The sequence below is a fragment of the Pedobacter nyackensis genome, assembly GCF_032678475.1.
GTDB lineage: Bacteria > Bacteroidota > Bacteroidia > Sphingobacteriales > Sphingobacteriaceae > Pedobacter > Pedobacter nyackensis_A.
Genome location: NZ_JAVTSF010000007.1, coordinates 389,126 through 412,210 on the forward strand (window position 1 = coordinate 389,126; position 23,085 = coordinate 412,210).

A 23,085-nucleotide genomic window follows, 5' to 3' on the forward strand; every position below is an offset into this window, starting at 1 on the left:
TTAGTACTATTAATACTCAAATTAGTACAATCCTCCAGAAGTAGATAATTGGTTTTTTACTTTAATCAACAGGTGTTCAATGTCAAACGGTTTTGATAGGAAGTCGTTTGGCGAGCCTGGTAATTTTAAGAAGCTTTGTAGGTTGTGGCTTGCTGATATCATTACAATAGGGATGTACTTGAAGATTGCATGAGATTTAATTGATTTACATATTTCCCTTCCGTCCATTCCACCAAGCATTACATCTAATAGGATAAGGTCCGGTCTGATAGATGAGATAACATTAAGTATGTTTTTTCCTGTTGTTAAGGTCGAAACTTCATAACCTTCATCTTCCAGTATAATTTTAATTACATCTACTATTTCGCGATCGTCATCGACAGCTAATATTTTTTTAGACATCACTTTTCGTATTATTAGTTCCAATAAATGTTATACCATTTACATGCCATACATAAAAGTAAGTAGAAAAAAATGTTTGAATACTAAATTTATTAGCATATTTGCGAGGTAAAATGTGTAAATTTAAGTTGAATGTTGTATGCTGTTGTAGATATTGAAACCACTGGCGGTTTTGCCGCTGGGAATGGAATCACAGAAATTTCTATTCTGGTTCATAATGGGGTAGAAGTGATCAGTATTTATGATACCTTGATTAATCCTGAGCAGGATATACCACCATATATCGAATCGCTTACGGGTATCAGCAATGACATGGTGATGGATGCCCCGGTGTTTAGCGATGTGGCTGCAGAGATTTATGAGTTGTTACATGATAAGGTCTTTGTAGCACATAATGTGAATTTTGATTTTTCCTTTATAAAGCACCAGTTAAACAGCTGTGGGTATGAGCTGAACTGTAAAAAGATATGTACAGTAAGGTTAAGTCGTAAACTATTTCCGGGGTATAGCTCTTATAGCCTTGGTAAGCTTTGTACGGCTTTAAATATCAATATCAATAACCGACATCGGGCTGGGGGAGATGCGGCTGCTACAGCAGAGCTTTTGACCATGTTATTGAATGCGGATACGGAGGGTGTTATTGCCCAGACGTTAAGTCGTTCGTCGAAAGAACAGTTGTTGCCACCTAATTTGCCTAAATCGCAGATCGATCGATTGCCGCGTTCACCTGGAGTTTATTATTTCAAAGATCAGAAAGGAGAGGTGATTTATGTGGGGAAGGCTAAAAATATCTATAAACGTGTTTGTTCTCATTTCACAGGGAACAATACTGGTAAGCAGCGACAGGATTTTCTGGCACACATTTATAGCATCGATTTTGAAGTCTGCGGAACCGAACTGATGGCGTTTATTCTTGAAGCGGCAGAAATTAAGCGTTTGTGGCCTCAAAACAACCGCGCTTTAAAGCGATATGAGCAAAAGTATGCTATGTATCTCTTTGAGGATCAAAATGGCTATATGCGCCTCGGAATTGATAAATACAAGAAACAGCTAGCGGTATTGTATAGCTTTAATACTTTATTGGAGGGGTATGATTTGCTTAGATTGCTGATTAAAGAACATCTACTTTGTGAGAAGCTTTGTTTCATTCAAAAAAACAGGGCTTGCTGCACGGCGCATGAAGAAGGCAGGTGTAGTGGGGCATGTGTGGGTAAGGAATCTGCTGCGGCTTACAATGTAAGGGTAAAATATGCGATAGCTTATTTGAAATCTATCCTTCCTACGTTTGCGGTGATTGGTGAAGGCCGTACTGAAGATGAGCAAAGCTGTTTGCTGGTAGAGGAGGGTAAGTTTTATGGAATGGGCTATATTTCACATCATGTTGATATTAACGGTGCGGAAATGCTTAAATCGGTATTACAACCATATCCTTCGGACGATTATATCCTGAATTTGATCATTAATCATGTGGAACAGTATCCCCAAAGAAAAATAAAGGTCTGATTTATAAGTTTGTTAGCATGAAAATAGCAAATAGATTTGCGAGTTTACATCTTAACTTCTATCTTTGCCGCTCCTAACAGGGAGATGCCTTGGTAGCTCAGTTGGATAGAGCAACGGTTTTCTAAACCGTGGGTCAGGGGTTCGAATCCCTTCCAGGGTACATTATCTAAAGCCTTAACAGATTGTCTGTTAAGGTTTTATGCTTTTAAAATGAAGTGAAAAATCAATAGTTTTAGCTTATTTTAAGCTAATTTTACCTCCTGTTTAATCCTTAATTAATTGTTTAGCAACTATTTAGAAAAATCAGTTTTTTGACATTTTTATCGATATTTTTGCTCTTTTTTTTGATTATCAGTGTGTTGTGTTGGAGTGTGTTCTAGCTGCTTGTTTTGGAGGTCAGATTTTATGATTTCCGCTACTAATTCAGTTATCAGATCAATGAATTGAGATTCTTTTTCAATTTCTTCCGGCTTTCTTTTTTGATCTGTTGTTCTCCTTGCTCTTCTCATTTGTGGGGTGGTTAATCCGAATTCGTCCTTGTTTATTACTTCTGTTGTTGATGATTTAAGCTCTGTAATCGATAATAAAGCCTTCACGCCACTTTTTTTAAGGTTGAATTGTAGGCATTCGTTAAAATACGATGAGGTAAATAAACCCGCGTCCCATGTAAGATTATTCCTAAAGATTATACGAACTAGCATGTGTTTTTGAAATACAGTAGATGTATTATAAATCTTATAAAGATTAATTCTACCAGAACTGAACTTCTTAATCAGGTTTTCAAGGTTTTTCTTCTTATTTATGTTTGCCTGAAATGTCTTTTCTATAACTGCTCTTTCTGATTTTGTTCTTACTGACCAATCCTTGTATGTTGTAATGGAAATTTGGTCGGTTATGAACTTATTCTCCAACTGTGCTATTTTTTTGTTTAGGCCCTCAATAGATTTTATTCTTTCTTTTTTGAGATCATATTTCTTATTTGATAATTCATTCAATAGCATGGATAAAGCTTGATTTAATGAATCTACGATGCTTTTTTGAAGCGTTATATATCTTAATAACTCCTCAAATTTTCCATGTATTTCTTTGCCAGGTATATTGGTGCCAGGGTGATCAGTACATTTGTAGTATAAGTAGTATTTATTTTTGCCTTTTGTCCACCCTGCAGTTAGATTTTGACCACAGGGACATTTTATGATTCCTCTTAATGGGAAGTCCTCATTTTCTCTTGCACGCTCTGTACGTTTGTTTTTCAGTAATTTCTGAACTCGCCAAAAGTCGACCTCAGAAACAATAGGTGGGTGCAGGGCTCTGACATATTTCTCTGGGAGATTTTTGTATGCCGGAACCTTTGTCAATCCAGCATAAACGCAATTTTCCAAAATATTTCTTATTGTACTATTCCCTGTGTTTTTGAATCCTAAAGATATTATGCTTTTATGTATCACATTTGGAGGAACTCCAAACTCATAGTCCCTAAAGATTTTTTCAATTATAAAAGATTGAGACTCGTCAATCTCTATAGTACGGCCGTTACCTGAGTTTTTAAGATTTCGGTAACCAAATGGAGCTTTGCCTAGATGTCTGCCATTTTCTTTCGCATTTCGAATTCCTTGTCTTGTCCTGTTTCTAATGGTAAGAAGTTCACGATTAGCTATAAGATAATCAAAAGCCCGTTTCATAAACACATCAGGATCTGATGTGTCTAAATCAATAGGTTCGTTGGTGGAAATCACTTTTACATTGTGTTTTCGCTCTAGTTCCGCAATCTTTGTTAAAGCTTCAGGAAGATTTCTACTGAAGCGATCGTGATCAAGAACAACCAAGTACTGGCATTTTCCTTTATGTTTTTTGATGAATTTTTCTAATTCAAGGTAATTGCGCCTATCAAAGGTATCACTGCTTTCACCATTGTCTTTGAAGATTTCCAAAATTGTCAACTTGTTTCTTTTACAATAATCCCGAATAATGGATTCTTGATATTGTAAAGATTTAGATTGATCTTTTGTACTTAATCTTAAGTAGCCTACTGCTTTCATGTTTTGATATTAAATTAATTAACAATTGACTAAGAAAGATCAAGATTTTTTATAATTATGATTGAAATAACAAGGGTATTTATCTTATAGGAGCCTTTATGGGAGATGGTTTCATGTATTTCAGTGTATCACTGCTATTTTAAATATATAGGTTTAGTTATTTGTGTAATTCAAAATTGCCTTATTAAGGAAATGTGTGTTAGCTTAAACCTATATCAAAAACACTCAATGTATATTTAAATGTATATTTAATTACGTTAAAAAATGACTTGTAAAAGAAACGCCGATAAAATTAATCTCTGATAAAAACAAGATTTATACTGATTCAATGAAAGTTTTAGGTGAATATATTCAGATCGAAAGACGAATAGAGAAAATAAGCAAATCTAATACGGTTCTGTAGTTTTTAAAACTAGAGATTACTGGTGATACAAATATTTTTTGAGAAGGATGTGATGACCATCAACAGGACAATCCAGAATGATATTTTAGGTAGAACAGGTAGTTTTTCTTGAACGTGGATTTGATTTTAATCTCTTTGTTTTTGCTTTAGTTTTTTATCCGAAGACATGTCAATGGCCTTGAGTGACTTTTTCCAGTTTATTGGCTGCTACTAAATCAATAGGTGCTTAGGCTGGATGATCTGCTTGATCTCACTTGGGCTGATCTGATGATTATTTGCTGTTAGTATTCTGCAGGCGAGTGTCTGTAATGCCTCCCAGGAATGTGGTCGGTCAAAAAGATTGACGATGTGGGATCGGAAATCATTTTCCATGTCTGGTTTGTGTAGCCCTGTTTGTTTAAAAAAATCTATCACCGCCCAGCATGCATCTTTATCAGATCCATTCCGATAAGTTTCAAGGTCATCAATACTTGATCCATTAATGTGTTTTAGCTCTGCAATCGGGCCCGCAATAGCGACGGAATATCGGATAATTCCGGCCTTGGTAATTGGTTGTATGTTGGATTCTGTAAGGACATCTTTGCCTTGCTTTATTTTTATCATCAGCTCCAGGTAAGGTTTTGAATAACCGTAATTGTATTCGGTTTTTCCTTCCCATTGTCCAGATTGATTTAAATAGATTTGACAATTCTTGACCTCGATGCCCAGATATAATGCACCCATTATATGCCCGGCCTCATGATGGGCAACTAAAACCTGCTCTGGAGTATGATTTTTGAATATTTTTCGAATTGGAGTTTCTTCTAGTGGCACGAAAATATAGAATAGTTTTTTTAAGAACGTTAACATTTGTTCGTTTTTTGATATGAGTAATTTACTAAAATGCTGCGGGATGCGCGATGCTTTTATCAACATAGTCAACACCGGTGGTCTATGCTATATTATTTGGATTGATGTATTACTTTTTTATGTTGGCAACAGATCATCGCCAAAATTCTATTTAAAAAATATTTGCAAAAATATTTGGATTAGTGCTAGTCCTCCAGTTAAGTAAATTGAATATCGAGCATAATCCACTGCCTTTTTAGATAATCTAGTAGCTTCTATCGATTCCCGTCTAGCAATCTCTGAATTTTCCCTTGCTTGTTGCAAGGCCTCATAATTCAATAGATAGCTGTAAGCTTCCGATTTCAGATAAAACTGCCCTACATAATTGCCATTGCAATCTCTTTTAGGTCTATCTCCATTCTCATCGAGAAAATCCTGTCTAAATAGGTGCTGAAGTTGGCTGTCATAATGTGTTGGTTTGTGATCCGCATAAAATCTCAAGTCATTCTCTCTGACATAGGTAAAGATATTTTCATAAGTAAATCCTTCTAATGTACTGGCGTACTTTAAAATTTTGATGTAGGTGTCCATGTGTTGATAAAATGTTATATGATCAAGTATGTGTAATCTTCTAGTTTTTTATAGGAAGCGTTCAATAATTTGTGCTTGTTCTGCGTCTAATTCCGAAATAGAGGTGTTAAATATGATTTGGTTCTCGTCAACACTATCTACATAATTTTGAATCCATTCTACGTCATCGAAGCTGAATCCATATTTTAATAACCAGATTTCTAAGTCATCATTTGTTCCATATTTGATATAATTCCACATCGTTAAGGCTCTTATGTCTTTTGTCTTTTCGTAATATAAGAGAAAGGCAGCACATAAAGGGTCTGTAAGAGAATGTCCGATTACTTTGTCCAGATAGTCATATGTGTCGTAGACCAACCTGTCGTAATCTAAATCCAAAACGGACTCATTTGAATCAAACAAATTAGGGGCCCTTACTTTTGCATTTGGTAATGGTGCAGCCATTGGAGAACGTTTAATTTTAATAGCCTTTCTCAATTCGGCTCCTTCAGTGGCAGTAATCTCATTTCTCTTTACCTTGGCAATTATTAGTCGTTGTTCTGTTCTATCGGTGAGGTAAGCGTGTCTTAAACTGACAATTTCTGCGAAAGATTTGCCTTGTATCTGCCATAGTAACAAAGGAATAGAGGCACTTAGAATTGCTTTTTCAGACTTGGTCAGATCCTGCCTGCGCAGATGGGCTATAAAGATATTCTGAAAGGCCTGCTTGATTTTTTTTCGGTAGTGGGTTGTTAAATTGTAATATTGTCTACCTCGAATGGCAACATTGTCAATCAGTAAATGGTCTAAAATGTATAAAATATCTGTATCCAAATCGGCCACATTAATTCGGTTCACCTGACTCTGTGTTAATTGAAGTTCGTCGTTAAACGTGTCATTTTTAATCGCCTGAACAATGTCTTTCATATCTTCAGAAATATTAGCTAGCTTATCATCCAGTAATGATGTAGCCCGGATTGACGAGGCTTCCTGCATTCTAGATTTAAAAGTTGGCATGTTTTTTTCTTCAATAGTGACATACCCAAAATCGAAACTGTTTTTTGTCTGGGTACTTCGGCCTGCTCTACCAATTAGGTTCTTGAGATCTAAATTCTTCTGATTATCTGTTCCATTAAAAACAAAATTATTAATCCATACCACGTCAAATGGCATATTTATACCTTGGATTAGTGTCGATGTTGAAAAACAAATTCTCGCGAAATTATTATTCACGAAAGCTTCGATAATCAATCTGGCTTTTAGAGGTATCGAACCATGATGAATGACAATGCCTTTTTCCATCATTTCAATTAAGTTGGAGTGCTTTTCCCTTCCACGTACAGAGGCTCCTATAAAAGTTCTTAACTCCTCTATATATTCGAGTGCTCTAGGATCAGTCAGTTTTTGACAAACGTCGATATACCGGGCAAAATCCAGCAGAAATTCTCCTTTATAAATTTTGCTTTTGGAAGTATAGATCAATACGGTGCCATCTTCACATAGCTTTTTCAGTATGATGTCTTCTTGAGCCAAAATGATTTCTGGATTGGCACTGGTATCAAATGGGGAGAAGTAGCTAAACTTGTCATTTTTTGTAGACAGGTAAATTTTGCCTACGGAATATTGCTTGTAGCAGTAATGATCGGCATTTTGTTGGAAATTATGCTTAGAGAGTTGTGCTTCCGGATTCTGGATAAATGGGTGGGTGAAAACCTTGCGTGCGTTTGGTACAAATTTATCAACTCGTCTGACAAAGGAATCAAATTTCATTCCTCTCACATCCTCATCCGCAATTTGTGCTTCATCAAATAAAAACAGCTCAATATTGAGTCTGGATATATGCTTGAACAACTCGATTCCACGTTCTGGGGTGATTATATATATTCGTCGTTTTGTTTTAAAAATGTTTACAATCTCTATAAATTGAAGTACCAATACATCCTTGTCCACTAAGGCGCTTAAAATGTGCATATATTCCGCAATTAAGGCTCTTGAAGGAACGACAATAATAATGTCACCACTGGCTTTGCTGATGATTTCTCGAAAGAGAAATGACTTGCCTGCGCTAGTGGGTGCTGAAAAAGAGAAGTAAATATTATCTTTAATTTTTTTAAAAGCATCAGCTTGAACTGGCGTAAAACGCCTGCCGGTCTCTTGCTCGATGGTATCGGCGAGGATAGCGTAAATCTCCTGCATCAAACCGGTCGCCTCAGAGGTTTTGTAAAACAGGCCAATTATGCTGATTAGATTTTTCTCATACTGCTTAAACGTCTCTGGTTGAAATTTTTTCACGTAGGCGAGGTACTCGAAATCTACAATATTTATAGGGCCACGAGTATGTATTTTGTTCATCATGGATTGCATCAGAGAATTAGTGTCCTCTCTGTTAACAATTGCACTTAATTTCATACTTGTACGCCGATTAAGTATAACTCATTATGTACCATTAGCTTCTGTGCAGAAGCTGTCTTCAATGCCTTCTCAAATATTTTATTGTGATCTACTGCATTTAAAGAAAAAGCTGCAATAAAGCCCTTTTTGTGATTTAAAGCATTCGTTATTGCATTGGCCGAGCAGAAGTTTTTTAAGTCTGTAAGTTCCATTAAATCCTTTTTATCATCCACAAAATTGACTATCTGGTCTAAAGCAAGGGTATAAGGGCTGTCTGAGGTTTTGAACTTAGCTTCTCCATAAATTATAAGCTCGGTAGAGCTTTCTGTGTGAAAATCGAAACCTGGATTTCCAGATGCCTGTTCTTTCCAGAGCTCAGCTAGCGCTATTTTTGTATGTCCATGCTGGATATTGAGGGCGTTCCCCGCTGAATCAGAAACAAGGTATTCACCGAAATCGGAAGTCACCTTGTCGTCTACCTTCATTAAAATGTTTTCTACAATTTTTTTAATAGTCTTTTCAGCTCTTGCGTCATAAGAGACCCTATCTATGGGGCCTAAAGATGTAATCCAACTTCTATTGGTAATAGTATCGATAATGGACTTAGCCCGTTTTTTTATATCCAGTATTTTAACATGTATCAAATATACCGCACAGGCTGTGGTAATGCCATGGTGAGACATGTCTATTTTTTGAGCGCTAACAATTTGCATTTCTATATTATTATTTCAGAACCAATTATAAAAATTGGTATCAATAGTTTTATTGGTTTATTTGGTTACTCAGTTCTAATCGTAAGTTAATTGCCCTCTACTAGGGTTAACAACATAATTCTGTGATCTTCATTATACTCTGTAATTCGAATATAATAAACCTTTAGGTAAAGTCTTAATTTTTTAGGAAAAAAGCATTGTGAATTTGCAATCGACGTATTTGATTAGAGCACTAAAATCGCGTTTGAAAGCCTATATAAAAGTCTGATTTTATTGGCGTGTTTTAGCGTTTAAGGTATATTGTTTAATCCTTTGTATAGAGTTACGCTACGCGTGGATTTGGTCTTTTCTGTTAAATACTCTTCCTTTTTTGTACTTTGGGAAATGAAATTTTTGGAACTAAGGAATCGGGGTATTTAATCGATAGGTCTTTTACATATTTCCTAGCTTTTTGCATTCTTCTATGATCCACGCTATTCATATACGCTATCCATCCATTTATTTCATAGAGAAGAACCATGTTTGTAGGTTCATTTGCGACGGCTAGTTTATGTATTTTGGCTCTGACCTTTTTATATTTGTCTTTGCCTATACCTACGTTTTCACCAGATATGGTCAGACCAGTAATGACTTTTGCCCTAGAAGAACCTGAAACACGTGTTTTTTTTTTGTTTATTTGGAATTTCTCATCGTTTATGATCTTTGTGATTACTGGAATAATCTGAACGACTTTTACAGGGCTGATCCCAGAAAAAGATAAATCATCGGCATATCTGGTATAGTTTATCCCTCTTTTTCCAACATAGCCTTGGATTCTTGCATCCATTTGCCATGTGGCTAGGTTAGCGAGTTTAGGGGAACAGGGCCCTCCTTGTGGTAAAGCTCCATTGTGTACACATAGTTTGGTAAGGATTGTTGAAATTAGTTTACCATACCCTATTGAGTTAAAAATATTATAAACGTGCTTTTCCGAAACAGTAGGAAAAAAATCCAGAATGTCCATGTTTATTACGCATGTTGCCCCCTTATGAGGCTCTGCATTTTGAAGGGTCGAAGAACCTTTTTCAAATCCTTTACACGAATTAGAGACCTTAAGTTTATTTAAGAGATTTACCAATATCCAGGATTGCAATCCTTTTAATTTTTTGCTTGGTTGACTAATCTGTCTTAATTTTCCCGATTTTTTCGGAATCTGATAAGTCAGGTAATGTTTGTCTGAATGTTGAGAGAGTTGAAATATTGTGTATTTAGAAACATGAGTGAGCGCAGAAAAATCATCCAACCCCCGGATAACGGGTAGTCCAAGCATTTTCAATTTGATGGTGTCGGTCTGGTTCATAAAAGTTTGAAGGATAAGATAGTATTTACATCATAATTTTTGAGAGAATTGTAAAGGATTTCGGGGGCCCCTCTGGGGTGGAATCCTTTACAATTTTAGATTATAAAGTTGTGTTTAAAACTCGGATGCCGGATCAACATCCACTCACTTTCGACTGCAAGCAGTGTCTGGTGTCTAAATATTTTATCTTATACCTTCATTCTTTTATTTCTATTTTTCAAATTTAATATTTCTAGTCGAAGATCATCAATAGCCAAAGTTCTTTCTGGCTCTTTGTATCTGCTATTGTGTTTTCTGAAGCTTAAAAATTCTGCACTTCCAAGTTGTGTTAAAACATAGCCTTTGGCTGTAAGTTCAACCTGACGCTTTTTGGTTAATATCGAAAGCGCTGTAGCTGTAGAACTCACTGCGTGTTGTGTGTTCTCTAATGCATAGCCTACCATTTTAACTAAGGTGTTTTTCGTGACTGGTTCCATTAGAAAAATTGAGGGTAGTAAAAATTTGTCTAACTGTAAGAGCGTAATTTCATTCTTATCTCTTTTTGTTTTCAGTTTTCTAACCGAAGACACGATTTTTTCTACCTCCCTATCATTTGAAAGAATATTCAGAAACGATAGTCTACTTGTCCCCTTACCAATTTCTGTTGGATTAATAAATACGACATTGTTATTATTAGCCTGTTTGATTAGTTTTATAGGGCCCTGATTCACAAAACTCTTATCCTTCTTGTACTTTTCATCAACTACGCAAATTATCTTATTCCTAAGCTTTTCGTTTCCCACGAATGCACCTAACTCTGCAAAAGACCCAGGACTTTCGGGAATGATTACGACTGCGTCAACACTATCAGCCAAAAGGTTTTCTAAGGATAAAAGATCCAAAGAGTTTGAGCTGTATAAAATTTCGTCGAAAAGGTCCTCTGGGTAAATCAGGTCTATATAAAGGTTGTAGAAAAAGCTGCCTTTCAGAACTTCCGATACCTTGTGACGGATAGTAGTTTTTTTTGTTAAATCTGCACCACATAAAAAGACTGTTGTTTTGAAATCTATCGCAGAACGAAAGATATTATCACGAATTCTTTTAGTAATAACCTTACAGGCTTCATCAGAAAATTCATCAATATTACTAATGGGCATACCAAATTTTTCTACTAAAGGTATGGAAAGTTTATGACAATGAGAGTCAGGAATGATATCAAGAGCTAAACGGCCTTGGGAGTGTGTTTTTTATAAAGAGTAAGCTCCTAGTGTGAATTGTGCTGTTTTTAAACCTAGCCATCAGATCAGTCACAGTGTCTAGTCGGTTTGGCAAGAAATGGTTATTGTTTGCCATTTAGGGATGACGCTCGGTACTTAGATTGATTGCTACTAAAGCTGATAAGAAGAAATAGAAATTTTAGATATGTGATTAAACAGATCGAACTTGTTTTTGAGTTTGCTCGATAACCTTTTTAAGACAGAAATGATATATTTGGATATCTAAGTATGCACTATTCGATAATTAATGCTTTCGGGTTGTTTGGGGCTTAGGTATGAACTTTCAAACAATTATTCTATGCGGTATTTCAGAGATGTAAACCATTTTTTGTGCCAAGATGAGAGGGACTCTTTGTTTATCTGTGGAGAAAGTGTTTTTTGGCTTTGGCCAAAATGCTTTTGGACTTTTCGAAATTTTAACTTTCCCTACTTACCATGCCTATAAAGATTAATTTAAAGGGACAGCCAGATACGGATGAGTATAGAGCTGGCGCTGAGTTAAAATTACTTTTTGAAAGCGTTAAGGACAATCTAGATGGCGATATCACGATTGTGACCAATGTCACGTTGTTTGGCCAAGAAGTGAAGGATGTTGACCTAGTCGTCTTTGGTGAACTGGGTTTGGGCTTTAGTAGAAAGCTTAAATTCCGCCCTAGGGACGAGGAAGAGTATATAGAGAAGAATGTTTACTTCAGTAACTTCTGTTTCTGTATCGAACTCAAAAAACATGGACCAAAGGATATTCATATGGGGCCTCAAAATAACATATTGGTAGAATACCATGGCAAGAAACATGATGTGACCTATCAGAGTGAGCGGCAGAAATATTCCGTAGTTCGCTACCTGAAGAATGTGATCCAGATGGAAAGGTCGGTTTTCGTAACCAATTTTATCTGGCTGAAAAATGTAAGCTCGAAAGAACTTTCCGAACTTAAGCATCAAGGGGAGCACAATGTATTGCCCAAAAATTTTAGCCTGAAATGGCTTTTAATGTTGGTGCTCTCTCAGAGTAAGCCTTATGAAAAGGGCATGGGAAAGAACCCATATTGGGCTTCGAGCTCCTGGGATTCCAGAGTGGTACCAGTGGAGAAACTTGGGGCAGCATTTGAACTTTTTGAGAATATTCGTAAGAACGTAGGGAATATTACACGTTCCCACTTCGAACGTATGTCTAAGAAGATCCTAAAGGATCAAAAATTTGCTGAGGCTATTTTGGACAGCTCCGACAAAGGGGGGAAGTTCGTAATTATCCAGGGAAAGGCGGGGACGGGGAAAACTGTAAAGTTGCTCAATATCGCTTGTGACCTTTGCCTAAACTATCAGAAGCGTTGCTTGATCCTGACTTATAACTTTACCCTGGTAGCCGATATCAGGCGTACACTGACATTCGCGCATATACCAGATGGGGTTGGTAGAGAGAGTGTTAGGATTATGACGCTCTTCAAGTTCTTTATCGATCTTTTTGAAGGCTTTGGAATATATACAGGAAAGGATGTGCTCGATGATCGCGAGTTTTTCAGGAATTATGAAACTTACTGTAAGGAACTGGCCGAGTTCATTAGGACGAATAAAAAGTCGGAGATTGAGATCGAAGAGATTATGCAACAGAACCATCAATTGGTCAACTGGGATTATATAATGATTGATGAGGCGCAGGATTGGAATCCGTTTGAGGTAGAGATTCTCTACTCAATTTTTGGTCCCGACAAGATAGTAATCTCTCAAGCTCCCGATCAAAAGGTGCGAGCATCGAATGATCCTAAATGGGTGAAACCTAAATGGAGGTTGGATCATGATTTTGTGCAGACCAATGAACGTAAGTCCTTTAGACAAAAGGCCAATCTAGTGAGTTTTGTGAATCAGTTCGCTGATAAGCACCACTTGGCTTGGGAGCTAGAGCCAAACGAGGAATTCGTAGGGGGCAGAGTGATTATTACTACGAACTATGATCTTAATGTCCATAAGAATATTTATGCGGACTGTTTAAAGAGTGGGAACAAAGCTTATGAGATGCTTTTTCTTGTTCCGCCATCTAAGATTGTCAATGATGCGGATAAAATGGTCAGTTTTAAAAGGAACCCCCAGGATACAGAGGTAGTAAGTAAATTGGTTAAGCAGAAGCACTGTTCCTTGGTAGATGAGTTTGAGGGCCAGATCAAGTTTTGGGACGGCACAAATAAGGAACTTAGGCGAGATTATCCTGTAAGTGTCGATCAGCATCGACTCATTCAATATGAATCTTGTAGAGGATTAGAGGGCTGGTCCGTGGTCTGCATTGAGATGGATGAACTGGTTCGTTCCCTGATGGGAAAGTACCGAGAAGATCCTGGGAAAATGGAACTGGCATTGGAGTCCGAGGAGGAGAAGAGGGATCGTTTTGTGTTCATGTGGGCGTTAATCCCACTGACCAGAGCAATAGATACATTGGTGATTACCATCAAAGATCCGAAATCCGCTTTAGCCCTCAAGCTTCGGGAGATCTATGAGGAGAATAGGGAGTTTGTAGAATGGAGAGTGTAATAATATTAAATAGAAATTTAACATTGAGGTAAATGGAAGAAGGCAAAAAAAGAGTCTTATTATCTTTTAAAAGTATATCGGTTTTTTAAATAAACATGATAAATAGTCAATATCGGTATATGGTGGATTTAATAGAGAACAAAAACAATTCCTTAACATTACGGACAATATATGACCTGCTCGGCAAAGAGAACATGGAGGAATTCTTTATACCTTCTTATCAGCGGGGATATCGCTGGAATACTGAACAAGTTATACTGTTGCTGGAGGACGTATGGGACTTTGCGCGCCGTAAGATCAAGCGAGAGTTAAAGGAGAATGAGTTTTATTGCTTGCAGCCAGTGGTGGTCAAAGCCCAGACCATTGATGGTAGGGAGAAATGGGAGGTTATCGATGGTCAGCAACGCCTCACTACGATAAAGCTCATTGTTCGTTATCTGGTAACGGCATTGAAGACTTCGGTAAAAGAGGAGTACAATAGGGAAGAGTTTTCGATTTCCTATGGTACCAGAGTTTCTAGTGAGGCTTTTCTCAATGAAATCTCAATCCTTTATAACCAAACAGTTGAGCGGGAGAAGAATATCGATTTTCATTATATGTCTCGGGCTTACGAGGCGATCCAGTCCTGGTTTTCCGATAAGGATAGGGAGGATCGCAGGGACTTTATTTCGGTACTGTTGGCAAAGGAAGACATCAAAAACCCTGTAAAGGTAATCTGGTACGAAGTCAGGGATGGTTCAAATTCCTATGATATTTTTACCAGATTGAATATTGGTAAGATTAAGTTAACCAATGCAGAACTGATCAAAGCACTTTTTTTAAAACGATGGGAAAAGCAGAGCTCTGCGAGTGCTTTTTATGTAAAACAGCTACAGATAGCTAGTGATTGGGATAGGATTGAGAATACGTTACAGAATGAATCATTTTGGCATTTTATCTATAATGGAGGATCTAAACGCAGATATTCTAGCCGGATCGAGTACATCTTTGACTTGATGAGCGGTCGGGACAAGGAAAAAGAGGAGAATTTTACCTTTTACTATTTCAATACGCTTTTTGAGGAGAGCCAACAGAAAAATGGTGAGGTACCCAATATTGAGCAGTTATGGTCGATGGTCAACACTTATTTTCTTCGGTTTGACGAATGGTTCAATGATCGGGAACTCTATCATCTGGTTGGTTACTTGGTTGCCACAGACATGTCGGTTCCTAAGATCATGGTAGTCAAGACCGGCTATGAGCATCTGGACTTCCTGAGCAAGAGCGAGTTCAAAGATGCACTTAAGCGGGAGATTAAGAATAGGTTGGGGCTAACTGCTTCGCAGGTTAGCGAGCTCAGTTACAAAAAAGGACAGGTATTCAATGTACTATTGCTCTTTAACATTCAGACCTTACTGGAATCCAGAAAGTCTAATGCAAGATATCCCTTTGATTTACACAAGAGCCAAAATTGGGACATTGAGCATATCCGCTCCCAGACAGACCGTTCACTGGTGACCGATAAGGAGTGGGAAGCTTGGATGAGGGACACACTGGAATATTTTACCGGCAAGTCTAAAGAGGATCAACAAAGTGCAAGGCTGGATTCAATGGAGGTTGAGCAAGAGGTAAGAGTAGTACTTTTTCAGCTCCTGGAGCAGCTCTCGTTACAGCGGTATCAAAAGGACGTGCTCCTGCGTTGTTTTGATTATTTCAGGCGCTACTTTCGGGAGGACACTGAGGGCGATGGGAACAATATATCTAATCTTGCTCTTTTAGATAGTTATACCAATAGAAGTTATCAGAATGCTTTCTATCCGCTTAAGCGCAAACGTATACAGGACAATGAGCGATGCGGGATTTTTACGCCGATCTGTACCCGCAACGTTTTCCTTAAAGCCTATAGCAGAAAGCTTACTGATGTAATGAGCTGGAGCAGGGTTGATGGAGAGGATTACCTGAGGGAGATGCTAAATGTGTTAGAAAATTATTTAAAAAAAGGTTAGTTTATGGAAAAGAGAAACGTTGTGGGCAGAAGGCTTTCCTTTACCCAATTATTATCGACCTGCCACTTACAGGTACCCATTATCCAGCGTGATTATGCACAGGGAAGAAAAGGTGAATTTGAGATCAGGAATGCTTTTTTGGATAAACTATTTGGGTATCTTTCTGGCAATGAAATAGAACGGGACCTAGATTTTATATATGGAAATACCATTGAAGAAAATGGACTACCTAAGTTTATACCTCTTGATGGACAGCAGCGGTTGACTACGCTGATGCTTCTACATTGGTACCTTGCGTTGCGTTCGGACAGTTTTGCTCATTTTGCTGGGATTGCCCTTCACCGCAACGAGGAAGATGGTTATGTAGTCTCAAAGTTTTCCTATGAGACTAGAAGTGCATCCAGGAACTTTTGCAATGCGTTATTTCAGACTGATCTAGATTTGCATACGCTATTGCCCGCTGATAAGGGAAAAATTAATGCACTTTCTAAGACGATCCGTAATGCGTACTGGTTCTCACTCTCCTGGATCAATGATCCAACGGTAAAGGGGATGCTTAATATGCTTGATGCAATCCATGAAAGGTTCTATCCAGGCTCGGAGGGTTTCTATGAACGCCTTGCCGATCAGCAGCGACGGGTAATTACCTTTTTATTTCTGGATCTAGATGAACACAATCTATCTGATGATTTGTATATCAAGATGAATGCCCGTGGGGTAACCCTTACTTCATTTGAGAACTTTAAAGCCAATTTTGAGCAGTATCTATCCCAGGTTACCTTGCGGGACCGTCGTTACTTTTTGGACTTTGATGGTGTGCGCAGAGAGGTATTCTTGAAAAGCTATTATGCTCATCAGTTAGATACTACCTGGTCGAATATATTTTGGACTCTCAGCAAATATGATCCGGATAATTATGATGTGTTCCTGACCAATTTTATACGTACGATGGCAATTGCCGTTTACTCATCGGCAAATGGTATAAACGTAAATAAGCATGAAAAGATACTAGAGCCCCTTTTGTCAAGGTCATCACCGATCTCTTTTTATGGTTACAATAAGCTTGGTCTGTTTAAAGGTTTAGAAGATAATGCGTTGCATGAGCTTGATGAGCAAATAGTGGATGAGATAATCCGCTTCCTGGATATTCTGCAAAACAGACCGAGTGCTGAAAGCTATTTTAGCAAGGGATTTTATTTTAATGAGAATAGTGTCTTAAGGAACTTGTTTTCTACAAATTATAAGGTGGCGGAATATGGTTCACGTGTGAAGTTTTACGCCTATTATAAATACCTGATCAGTCGAGGTTCTGAGGATTTTAAGGGGATTGCTGAATGGCTTAGGGTAGTACATAACCTGGTAGAGGGTACACTACCCTATGACAGGTTGAGCGGTTTCTTGAATTCGATTAGATCTATTGATTTGTTGTTGCCCCTTGCTTCAGATATCCTTCCGGGTATTGCTGGTATGGTGGCGGGGCTTCCGGGCTTTGATGATTACCAGTGGAGGGAAGAGAAGATGAAGGCCAGGCTGATCGTGATGGATGGGGAGTGGCGTGAGTTGATTTTGCAGGCAGAGCAGCATTCCTATTTCAATGGTCAAATTGGGTTTCTACTTTTTCTTGCTGGGGTTGAACAATCTGGGATATTATTGGACACGGAGATGGATCAAGAGCTAAATTCTAAAATAAAAGCAGCGTTTGCAGGTTATTTCAAAAAGGCTGAAAAGGTATTTTCAAAGAATGGATTGAGGGAATCGTTATCGGCCAAGGGGGAGTACATATGGGAACGGGCACTTTTGAGTCTTGGAAACTATTCGCTCAAAGAAAGCCATAATCAGAGTTTTTTGATTGGTTTTGATCGCGATATCAGCTGGAAACGATTTTTTAAATTGGATAAGGATGAGGCAGCCCATAGAGGGCATTCGAACATCCTCAAAGCTATATTTGACAGCTTGGATGTAAATGATATCGAGGGTAGTCTAAAAAGGGGCATAAGCTCTAGGGAGAAAGGGAATAGTTGGAGAGAGCGCTTTATAGATAATCCAGCACTTTTTTCCTATCTCGGAGGTAAGCGTTATTTCAGGCAGAATACTGCCCATGGTTTTGTGATCTTCAAGGGCGAACGCATGAGCGGGGGGCATGCCGAACTACTTTCCTATGATCTTTATACACGTTATTTTGCCGGGATGGAGATTTTGCCGTTTACCGATAGAGATTATTATCTTGCTGGTGGTGAAGATGTTTTCAACCGCCCATGTGCCTTTTTTGATAAGTGGTTTTATAAAGATACCCATTTTGCGCTGGATGTTTTTGGCAACCTTGATGGAAGTGTGCTGCTAAGGTTCTTTTTTAGGAAGGATGGTTTCTTTCCCTCGGAGATTGATCAGGTTCTTCTTGATGTGGGGTTTGAATTTATTGAGAAAGAAGAAAACTATTTGCTGTGTTTACCTGAGGATGAAATAATCGAAAAGCTTTTGAGCATTTTTTTAGCCCTTGATGGCGTTAAACAGAGCGAATTGCAGAAATTAGCATAAAAGTTAGGAGAAGAAAAACTAGTAAGCAAATAATCATTTACACGCTTTTATTTAACTAGCTTTACTTTAAAAGATTACTGTTAAAATAAGTTATACAATCTGCCACTTTTCTGCGAAAATATCTCTACTAGAGATAAGTACATTTTTATACATCTCTAGTAGAGATAAAATTTGATTTTTATACACATCAAAAACACCCTACTAGAGATAAAAGCAGACTTAAGCTAAATTATTTATTATTATACTTTTTAGCTTATTTTCTTACTTTAATATGTATTAAAGGCCTTTTTTAATCTTTTTCCTTTTTATAATTCCGTCTATATTTTAGCTTAAAATCTCTACTAAGGGGTTCACTCGAAAACAGTTGATCCAAATCAGCTATTTTCTTCAGATCATCATAAAACTTTTTCGAATTTGGTCCGCATGCGGGTACATCAACGGAGTGAAGATTTTTAGAAATTTTCACTCCGTTTTTTTTATCCCTTAACCTTCCGTTCGTGATCCTGAAAATCAGTTACCTAATTAATAACTAAGAATGATTTTGGGTATATGACTTTGGATTAGTATTCATAATTGCATTTGGGTTAGATTTTATCTGTAAGTTTACCATTAAAAGCTCCGAACAATCTGGATTGTCGAGATCGTACAATGCCTACAAAGCAGTCATTTATGAATACCTATCATTTCAATTTTAATAACAGCAAAAAAAGCGCAACTATTTTGGGTTGGTTTTTTACCACCTTACTGACTATTGCGTTAACAGCCACTGTTTTACTGGTGCATTCTGACCCGTTTTTCCCAACCTGGCTATTGCTGATCTCCTTACCTTTAATGTTCGTTGCCATTTACAGGCTGTTTAAAGCTAGCTCTGAAAGGCAGTCGAGGGAAATTGTTTCACTAAGTAAAGATGGCTTTATCAGTTCCCGTTTCGGTTCTGTTTTGTTTTCGGAAATACAATCTATTCTGGTTCCCGTAAAGGAAATAGGGTTATTGGGAGGACTCCAGCTGGAATATTACAAAAAGACAGATGCTGATATTCCTTACCTGAAATTTTCGATCACCACTCGGGATGGAAAAATGTTCAATTGGATATTGAACGAGTGGGGCGGGCTTTACAACTCAAATGAAGACTTTTCAATTTTCTTTAACTTTCTCACAGGGCTAACTGATAAGCTGTACCAACTTTATCACGCGGATGAACCATATAACCGTTATTTAAAGATTCTTGACGAAAAAGGTTCTTGGGAAAAACGGGATTAAGTTAAATAGAAAATGATGATGATATTGAATGATGGTTTCTATTCAGAATGTTATAGATAAGATATGAGGAAAATTGTATTTAGGTTTTGGGTGGTTAATCTTCTGCTAAGTATTGTGCTATTTTTTCTTTACAGAATTTTTATCGCTGAATTACAGCCTGCTGATACCACTCTTTTAGAAAGGTTTTTTTATATTATGGATATATTGTTAAATCTTGGTTTTTCAATGATCTATGTTGCTGTAATGGTTTCTGGTTCTTTCTCTATTTTTCTAAATCAAATTGATAAGATTAAGAATAGTTATTTTTTGTCTTTTCTTACATTTTCAGGAATTCCGCTAGTTTGCTTTGTTTTTTTGGCCGTAAATGTTTCGATGGATATTTATCAATATAACCTTACACCCGCCCCACTAAAAACACTGTTATGCTTCTCAATAATTTACTTAGTATGTTCTGTTATAGAATTTCTAATGTTTAGAAAAAAAGTAAAAAACACTTACAAATAAATATTCCTTTAGCACTTGGTTTGCTCAAATTCTAAATTGCGTGCCTCTTTGAGATTTAACACGATAGCCAACGGAGATAATTACATCTAAAGAGTAAAACTTCAGTTTCCTTTTAAATGTTCGAGCTCCTTTTTTTTAAACTGTCAAGTATTCCTTGACAATTGCCGATTAAATAGACTTATTTTCTCCATAAAGTAGAAAAATCCATAAAGCTCGTATCTTTATTTTCAGCATGAAATATGATCGTAAATTTATAATAGCTGATAAAGCCCGGTTCTCTTATATAGAATTGAATCCTGATAAACAGAAGACAATAATATTCTTTCATGGTAACTCCAACTCTGCTGATCTATGGCACTTACAGCTTTCCTCTCCATCATTGCAGTCCTACAGACTGATTGCTGTTGATTTGCCGTGTCATGGACAATCTGAACCCCTGTCAGATATCAGTATTCAATCATTCGGACATCTAATGGCGCAATTTGTTATCGCCATATCGAATGATAAACCTTTTACACTTGTTGGACTTTCATTAGGTGGCAATATCGTGACGGAAATGCTTCCATTCGTTCCGCTGCCTCATGGTATTGTTATTGTTTCTTCTGCGATTGTGGGGACTGAAATCACACCTTCGGATATTCGGTCAACAGCTTTAAGCGAAGCCGTTCTTTTTTCTGATAAAACAGATGATAGTCATGTTACTTTATATTTTAATACAGTCTTACAATCAGGTAATTCTGCATTTGCTGAGTTATTGTTAGAAGACTATAACTCTACAGCTAAGGTGTTTCGTGGAAAACTATTAAAAAGTATTGTTGAACAACGGTTCTCAAATGAGATTGATTTAATCCGAAATGCAAATATACCCTGTCTGTTTACCGTAGGAGGAAAGGATGATGTCATAGGACCTGATCTATTACAAGATATTAGTTTGCCGCTTTGGAATAACAAAATTCACCGGTTCAGTAAGTCAGGACATTTTATCAACCTGGATCAGCCTGAGGAGTTTAACAATCTGCTTGATGAGTATATTGATGCTACACATAACCATGTGTAAAGGCATAGCGAATGACACCAATTACTGTTTTGGAGTTTGTTTTTAAAATGAGGTTACGGCGATATGTATCAACCGTATGACGGCTGATACCTAGTTTTTTAGCAATTTCTATACTGGTCAGGTCATCACAAAGATATTTCATGACTTCTATTTCCCGGGGTGTTAAAATCGCTTCCTGCTCATCGGAAAAATAAGTATTCACCAATAAAGGCTTGCCGGTTCCTATTCCTGAGTTTGTTGTATGGATCAATGGTTCGATGGTCTGAACGATTTTTGAATCGTTCCTGTAATGGGTAATATCTTGTAGGAATCCGAGGGCTGCTAGGGGCATTCCGTTTTCTGAGGATTTGATAAAAACAGATTGTTGTAAAACATTACGATAATCCCCTCTACTTGTTCGTATTCTATAATTGCATTTAAGGACGTAATTTGTATGATCTGCTATCGGTTTATCTTTTAGGAATTGGATATTATTGATAATAACTTTCTCGCTATAGACCTTCAAATCTTTTTTATGAAACAAGCTGACGGCCAGTTCCACGCCACCGTCAAGAAAATGAGATAATGGCCTGTCAATAAAGCTGCTGATTTTATCGGTACCGAAGATATAATTTCCAGTGGTGTAATCCAGAATATAACTGGCAGGCATAAGACTGTAAAAGTGGTTAAAGTAGTAGCCGATCTTATTGGGGCGATCTCTTTGCTGCTTGAAAATGTCACCCAGTTCACCAATATCGTAATGTTTAATGGTCTGTAAAAAATCAGAATAATTTTTTGGCAACTTCATACTTACTGATAATCTATTATAGAAAATTCTTTAATCTCATTGCATTAAGGATGATACCTCTAAGGTAAATTATTTTTTTTAGTTCGTATCCTCAATAATGAGGATATGCCATTAGTTTGCCTGATCTAACTTTGTGCGAAGACTTAGAGAATAAAAAATATTAAACTACTGGATATGCGATATTACATACTACTGTTTGGCGTGCTATTAAGTACGCTATTCATTTTTACTATTTCTGTTTCAGCACAGGAAGATCGTACTAATGCTAATTTGCCCGTAATATCCGATCATATAATTTGGTCAATGGAGAACGCAACTGGCTGGATTAAAAATAAAGAATCCCAATGGCTGGAAGGGAAAAACAAAATACAACGGAAAGCTGTAAGTGTTTCAAACAAGGCTGATTGGGAACAAGGTATTAATTCTGTTGGCCTTGATAATTTTATAAAATTTGAAGTTAGAGAAATGAGCTTTGGTGGAAAGGAGTTTTTATTATTCACCAAACTGATGAATGATGGATATTGGAAATACAAAGCAATTAAAACTGGTTGGACACCTGAAATCAGAATACAATATATGGTGATTAGAAAGGGGGAAGGTACTTTCAAAATCTCTAAAGATGATGCTACTTTCATGGAAATAAATACGACCTGTTATTTCAGAAATATGTTTGCATACAGTGCCGATTATCTTGATAAAATTGCTATAGATATCGGTAAACAGAATGCAGAAGAACCACGTTTTAAGGAAGTTGGATCAACCATCACACTTAAAATTTTCTTTCAGGAATTGAAAGACGGCAAATCATGCAGGTTCCATATCACTACAGGTGGTGATAATAACTCTATAGAATGGTTGCTTCTGCCGATAGATGGCTACCATATACTTACTTCTGTTATGAAAGATTACTATTTCGAGGCACCGAAAGAAAAGCTGACCAGTTTTATTGATATGCTGGTTCCTGCCGATAAAAAACATAAAGTCAAAAAATAA

16 protein-coding genes, 1 tRNA gene and 1 pseudogene are annotated in these 23,085 nt (G+C 37.1%); 8 read left to right on the forward strand and 10 right to left on the reverse strand.

The window, feature by feature from the left end; all coding sequences use genetic code 11:
- Positions 1-21: 21 nt before the first annotated feature.
- Positions 22-426: a PleD family two-component system response regulator gene (locus R2Q84_RS21515; RefSeq protein ID WP_316818667.1), complete on the reverse strand. Its 405-nt coding sequence runs from the start codon at positions 424-426 to the stop codon at positions 22-24.
- Positions 427-534: 108 nt separating this feature from the next.
- Here R2Q84_RS21515 and R2Q84_RS21520 point away from each other — a divergent pair, with 108 nt between their 5' ends.
- Both R2Q84_RS21520 and R2Q84_RS21525 read left to right on the forward strand, forming a co-directional pair.
- A complete protein-coding gene (locus R2Q84_RS21520) occupies positions 535-1,905 on the forward strand; it encodes an exonuclease domain-containing protein (RefSeq protein WP_316818668.1) in 1,371 nt (456 codons plus the stop codon).
- Between the two features lie 86 nt (positions 1,906-1,991).
- A tRNA-Arg gene (locus tag R2Q84_RS21525) sits at positions 1,992-2,065 on the forward strand.
- A gap of 160 nt (positions 2,066-2,225) precedes the next feature.
- Here the strand turns inward: R2Q84_RS21525 and R2Q84_RS21530 are convergent.
- From R2Q84_RS21530 to R2Q84_RS21560, 7 genes are all read right to left on the reverse strand, one after another.
- Positions 2,226-3,944 (reverse strand): recombinase family protein, encoded by a 1,719-nt coding sequence (locus R2Q84_RS21530; protein WP_316818669.1) that lies wholly within the window; start codon positions 3,942-3,944, stop codon positions 2,226-2,228.
- A 613-nt stretch (positions 3,945-4,557) separates the two neighbouring features.
- A complete protein-coding gene (locus tag R2Q84_RS21535) occupies positions 4,558-5,196 on the reverse strand; it encodes a hypothetical protein (RefSeq protein ID WP_316818670.1) in 639 nt (212 codons plus the stop codon).
- A 147-nt stretch (positions 5,197-5,343) separates the two neighbouring features.
- Positions 5,344-5,766 (reverse strand): hypothetical protein, encoded by a 423-nt coding sequence (locus R2Q84_RS21540; RefSeq protein ID WP_316818671.1) that lies wholly within the window; start codon positions 5,764-5,766, stop codon positions 5,344-5,346.
- 48 nt (positions 5,767-5,814) lie between these two features.
- Entirely contained in the window at positions 5,815-8,154 is a 2,340-nt protein-coding gene (locus R2Q84_RS21545; protein ID WP_316818672.1) for a DEAD/DEAH box helicase, read from the reverse strand.
- Positions 8,151-8,849 carry a hypothetical protein gene (locus R2Q84_RS21550; RefSeq protein ID WP_316818673.1) on the reverse strand — a complete coding sequence of 233 codons (699 nt, stop codon included), beginning with the start codon at positions 8,847-8,849 and terminating at the stop codon, positions 8,151-8,153. Before R2Q84_RS21550 ends, R2Q84_RS21545 begins: the two co-directional genes overlap by 4 nt.
- A gap of 352 nt (positions 8,850-9,201) precedes the next feature.
- On the reverse strand, positions 9,202-10,188 hold the full coding sequence (locus tag R2Q84_RS21555) for a retron St85 family RNA-directed DNA polymerase (protein ID WP_316818674.1): 987 nt from the start codon (positions 10,186-10,188) through the stop codon (positions 9,202-9,204).
- A gap of 188 nt (positions 10,189-10,376) precedes the next feature.
- Positions 10,377-11,324 (reverse strand): retron St85 family effector protein, encoded by a 948-nt coding sequence (locus tag R2Q84_RS21560; RefSeq protein WP_316818675.1) that lies wholly within the window; start codon positions 11,322-11,324, stop codon positions 10,377-10,379.
- A gap of 867 nt (positions 11,325-12,191) precedes the next feature.
- On the opposite strand from R2Q84_RS21560, the gene R2Q84_RS21565 reads away from it, so the two are divergent.
- From R2Q84_RS21565 to R2Q84_RS21580, 4 genes are all read left to right on the forward strand, one after another.
- The gene (locus R2Q84_RS21565; protein WP_316818676.1) at positions 12,192-13,964 is read left to right on the forward strand and encodes an AAA family ATPase; all 1,773 of its coding nucleotides are present in this window, start codon (positions 12,192-12,194) and stop codon (positions 13,962-13,964) included.
- Positions 13,965-14,059: 95 nt separating this feature from the next.
- Entirely contained in the window at positions 14,060-15,949 is a 1,890-nt protein-coding gene (locus R2Q84_RS21570; RefSeq protein ID WP_316818677.1) for a DUF262 domain-containing protein, read from the forward strand.
- 3 nt (positions 15,950-15,952) lie between these two features.
- Complete coding sequence (locus tag R2Q84_RS21575; protein WP_316818678.1) at positions 15,953-18,484, forward strand: DUF262 domain-containing protein; 2,532 nt, start codon at positions 15,953-15,955, stop codon at positions 18,482-18,484.
- Positions 18,485-19,153: 669 nt separating this feature from the next.
- Positions 19,154-19,744: a hypothetical protein gene (locus R2Q84_RS21580; protein ID WP_316818679.1), complete on the forward strand. Its 591-nt coding sequence runs from the start codon at positions 19,154-19,156 to the stop codon at positions 19,742-19,744.
- A 528-nt stretch (positions 19,745-20,272) separates the two neighbouring features.
- Here R2Q84_RS21580 and rhuM read toward each other — a convergent pair.
- A pseudogene (gene rhuM / locus R2Q84_RS21585) lies at positions 20,273-20,368 on the reverse strand (RhuM family protein); the annotation flags it as partial.
- A 112-nt stretch (positions 20,369-20,480) separates the two neighbouring features.
- Between rhuM and R2Q84_RS21590 the strand changes: the two are divergent.
- Positions 20,481-21,305 carry an alpha/beta hydrolase gene (locus tag R2Q84_RS21590; protein ID WP_316818680.1) on the forward strand — a complete coding sequence of 275 codons (825 nt, stop codon included), beginning with the start codon at positions 20,481-20,483 and terminating at the stop codon, positions 21,303-21,305.
- Here the strand turns inward: R2Q84_RS21590 and R2Q84_RS21595 are convergent.
- Entirely contained in the window at positions 21,286-22,092 is an 807-nt protein-coding gene (locus R2Q84_RS21595; RefSeq protein ID WP_316818681.1) for a helix-turn-helix transcriptional regulator, read from the reverse strand. The genes R2Q84_RS21590 and R2Q84_RS21595 overlap by 20 nt on opposite strands.
- A gap of 174 nt (positions 22,093-22,266) precedes the next feature.
- On the opposite strand from R2Q84_RS21595, the gene R2Q84_RS21600 reads away from it, so the two are divergent.
- A complete protein-coding gene (locus R2Q84_RS21600) occupies positions 22,267-23,085 on the forward strand; it encodes a hypothetical protein (protein WP_316818682.1) in 819 nt (272 codons plus the stop codon).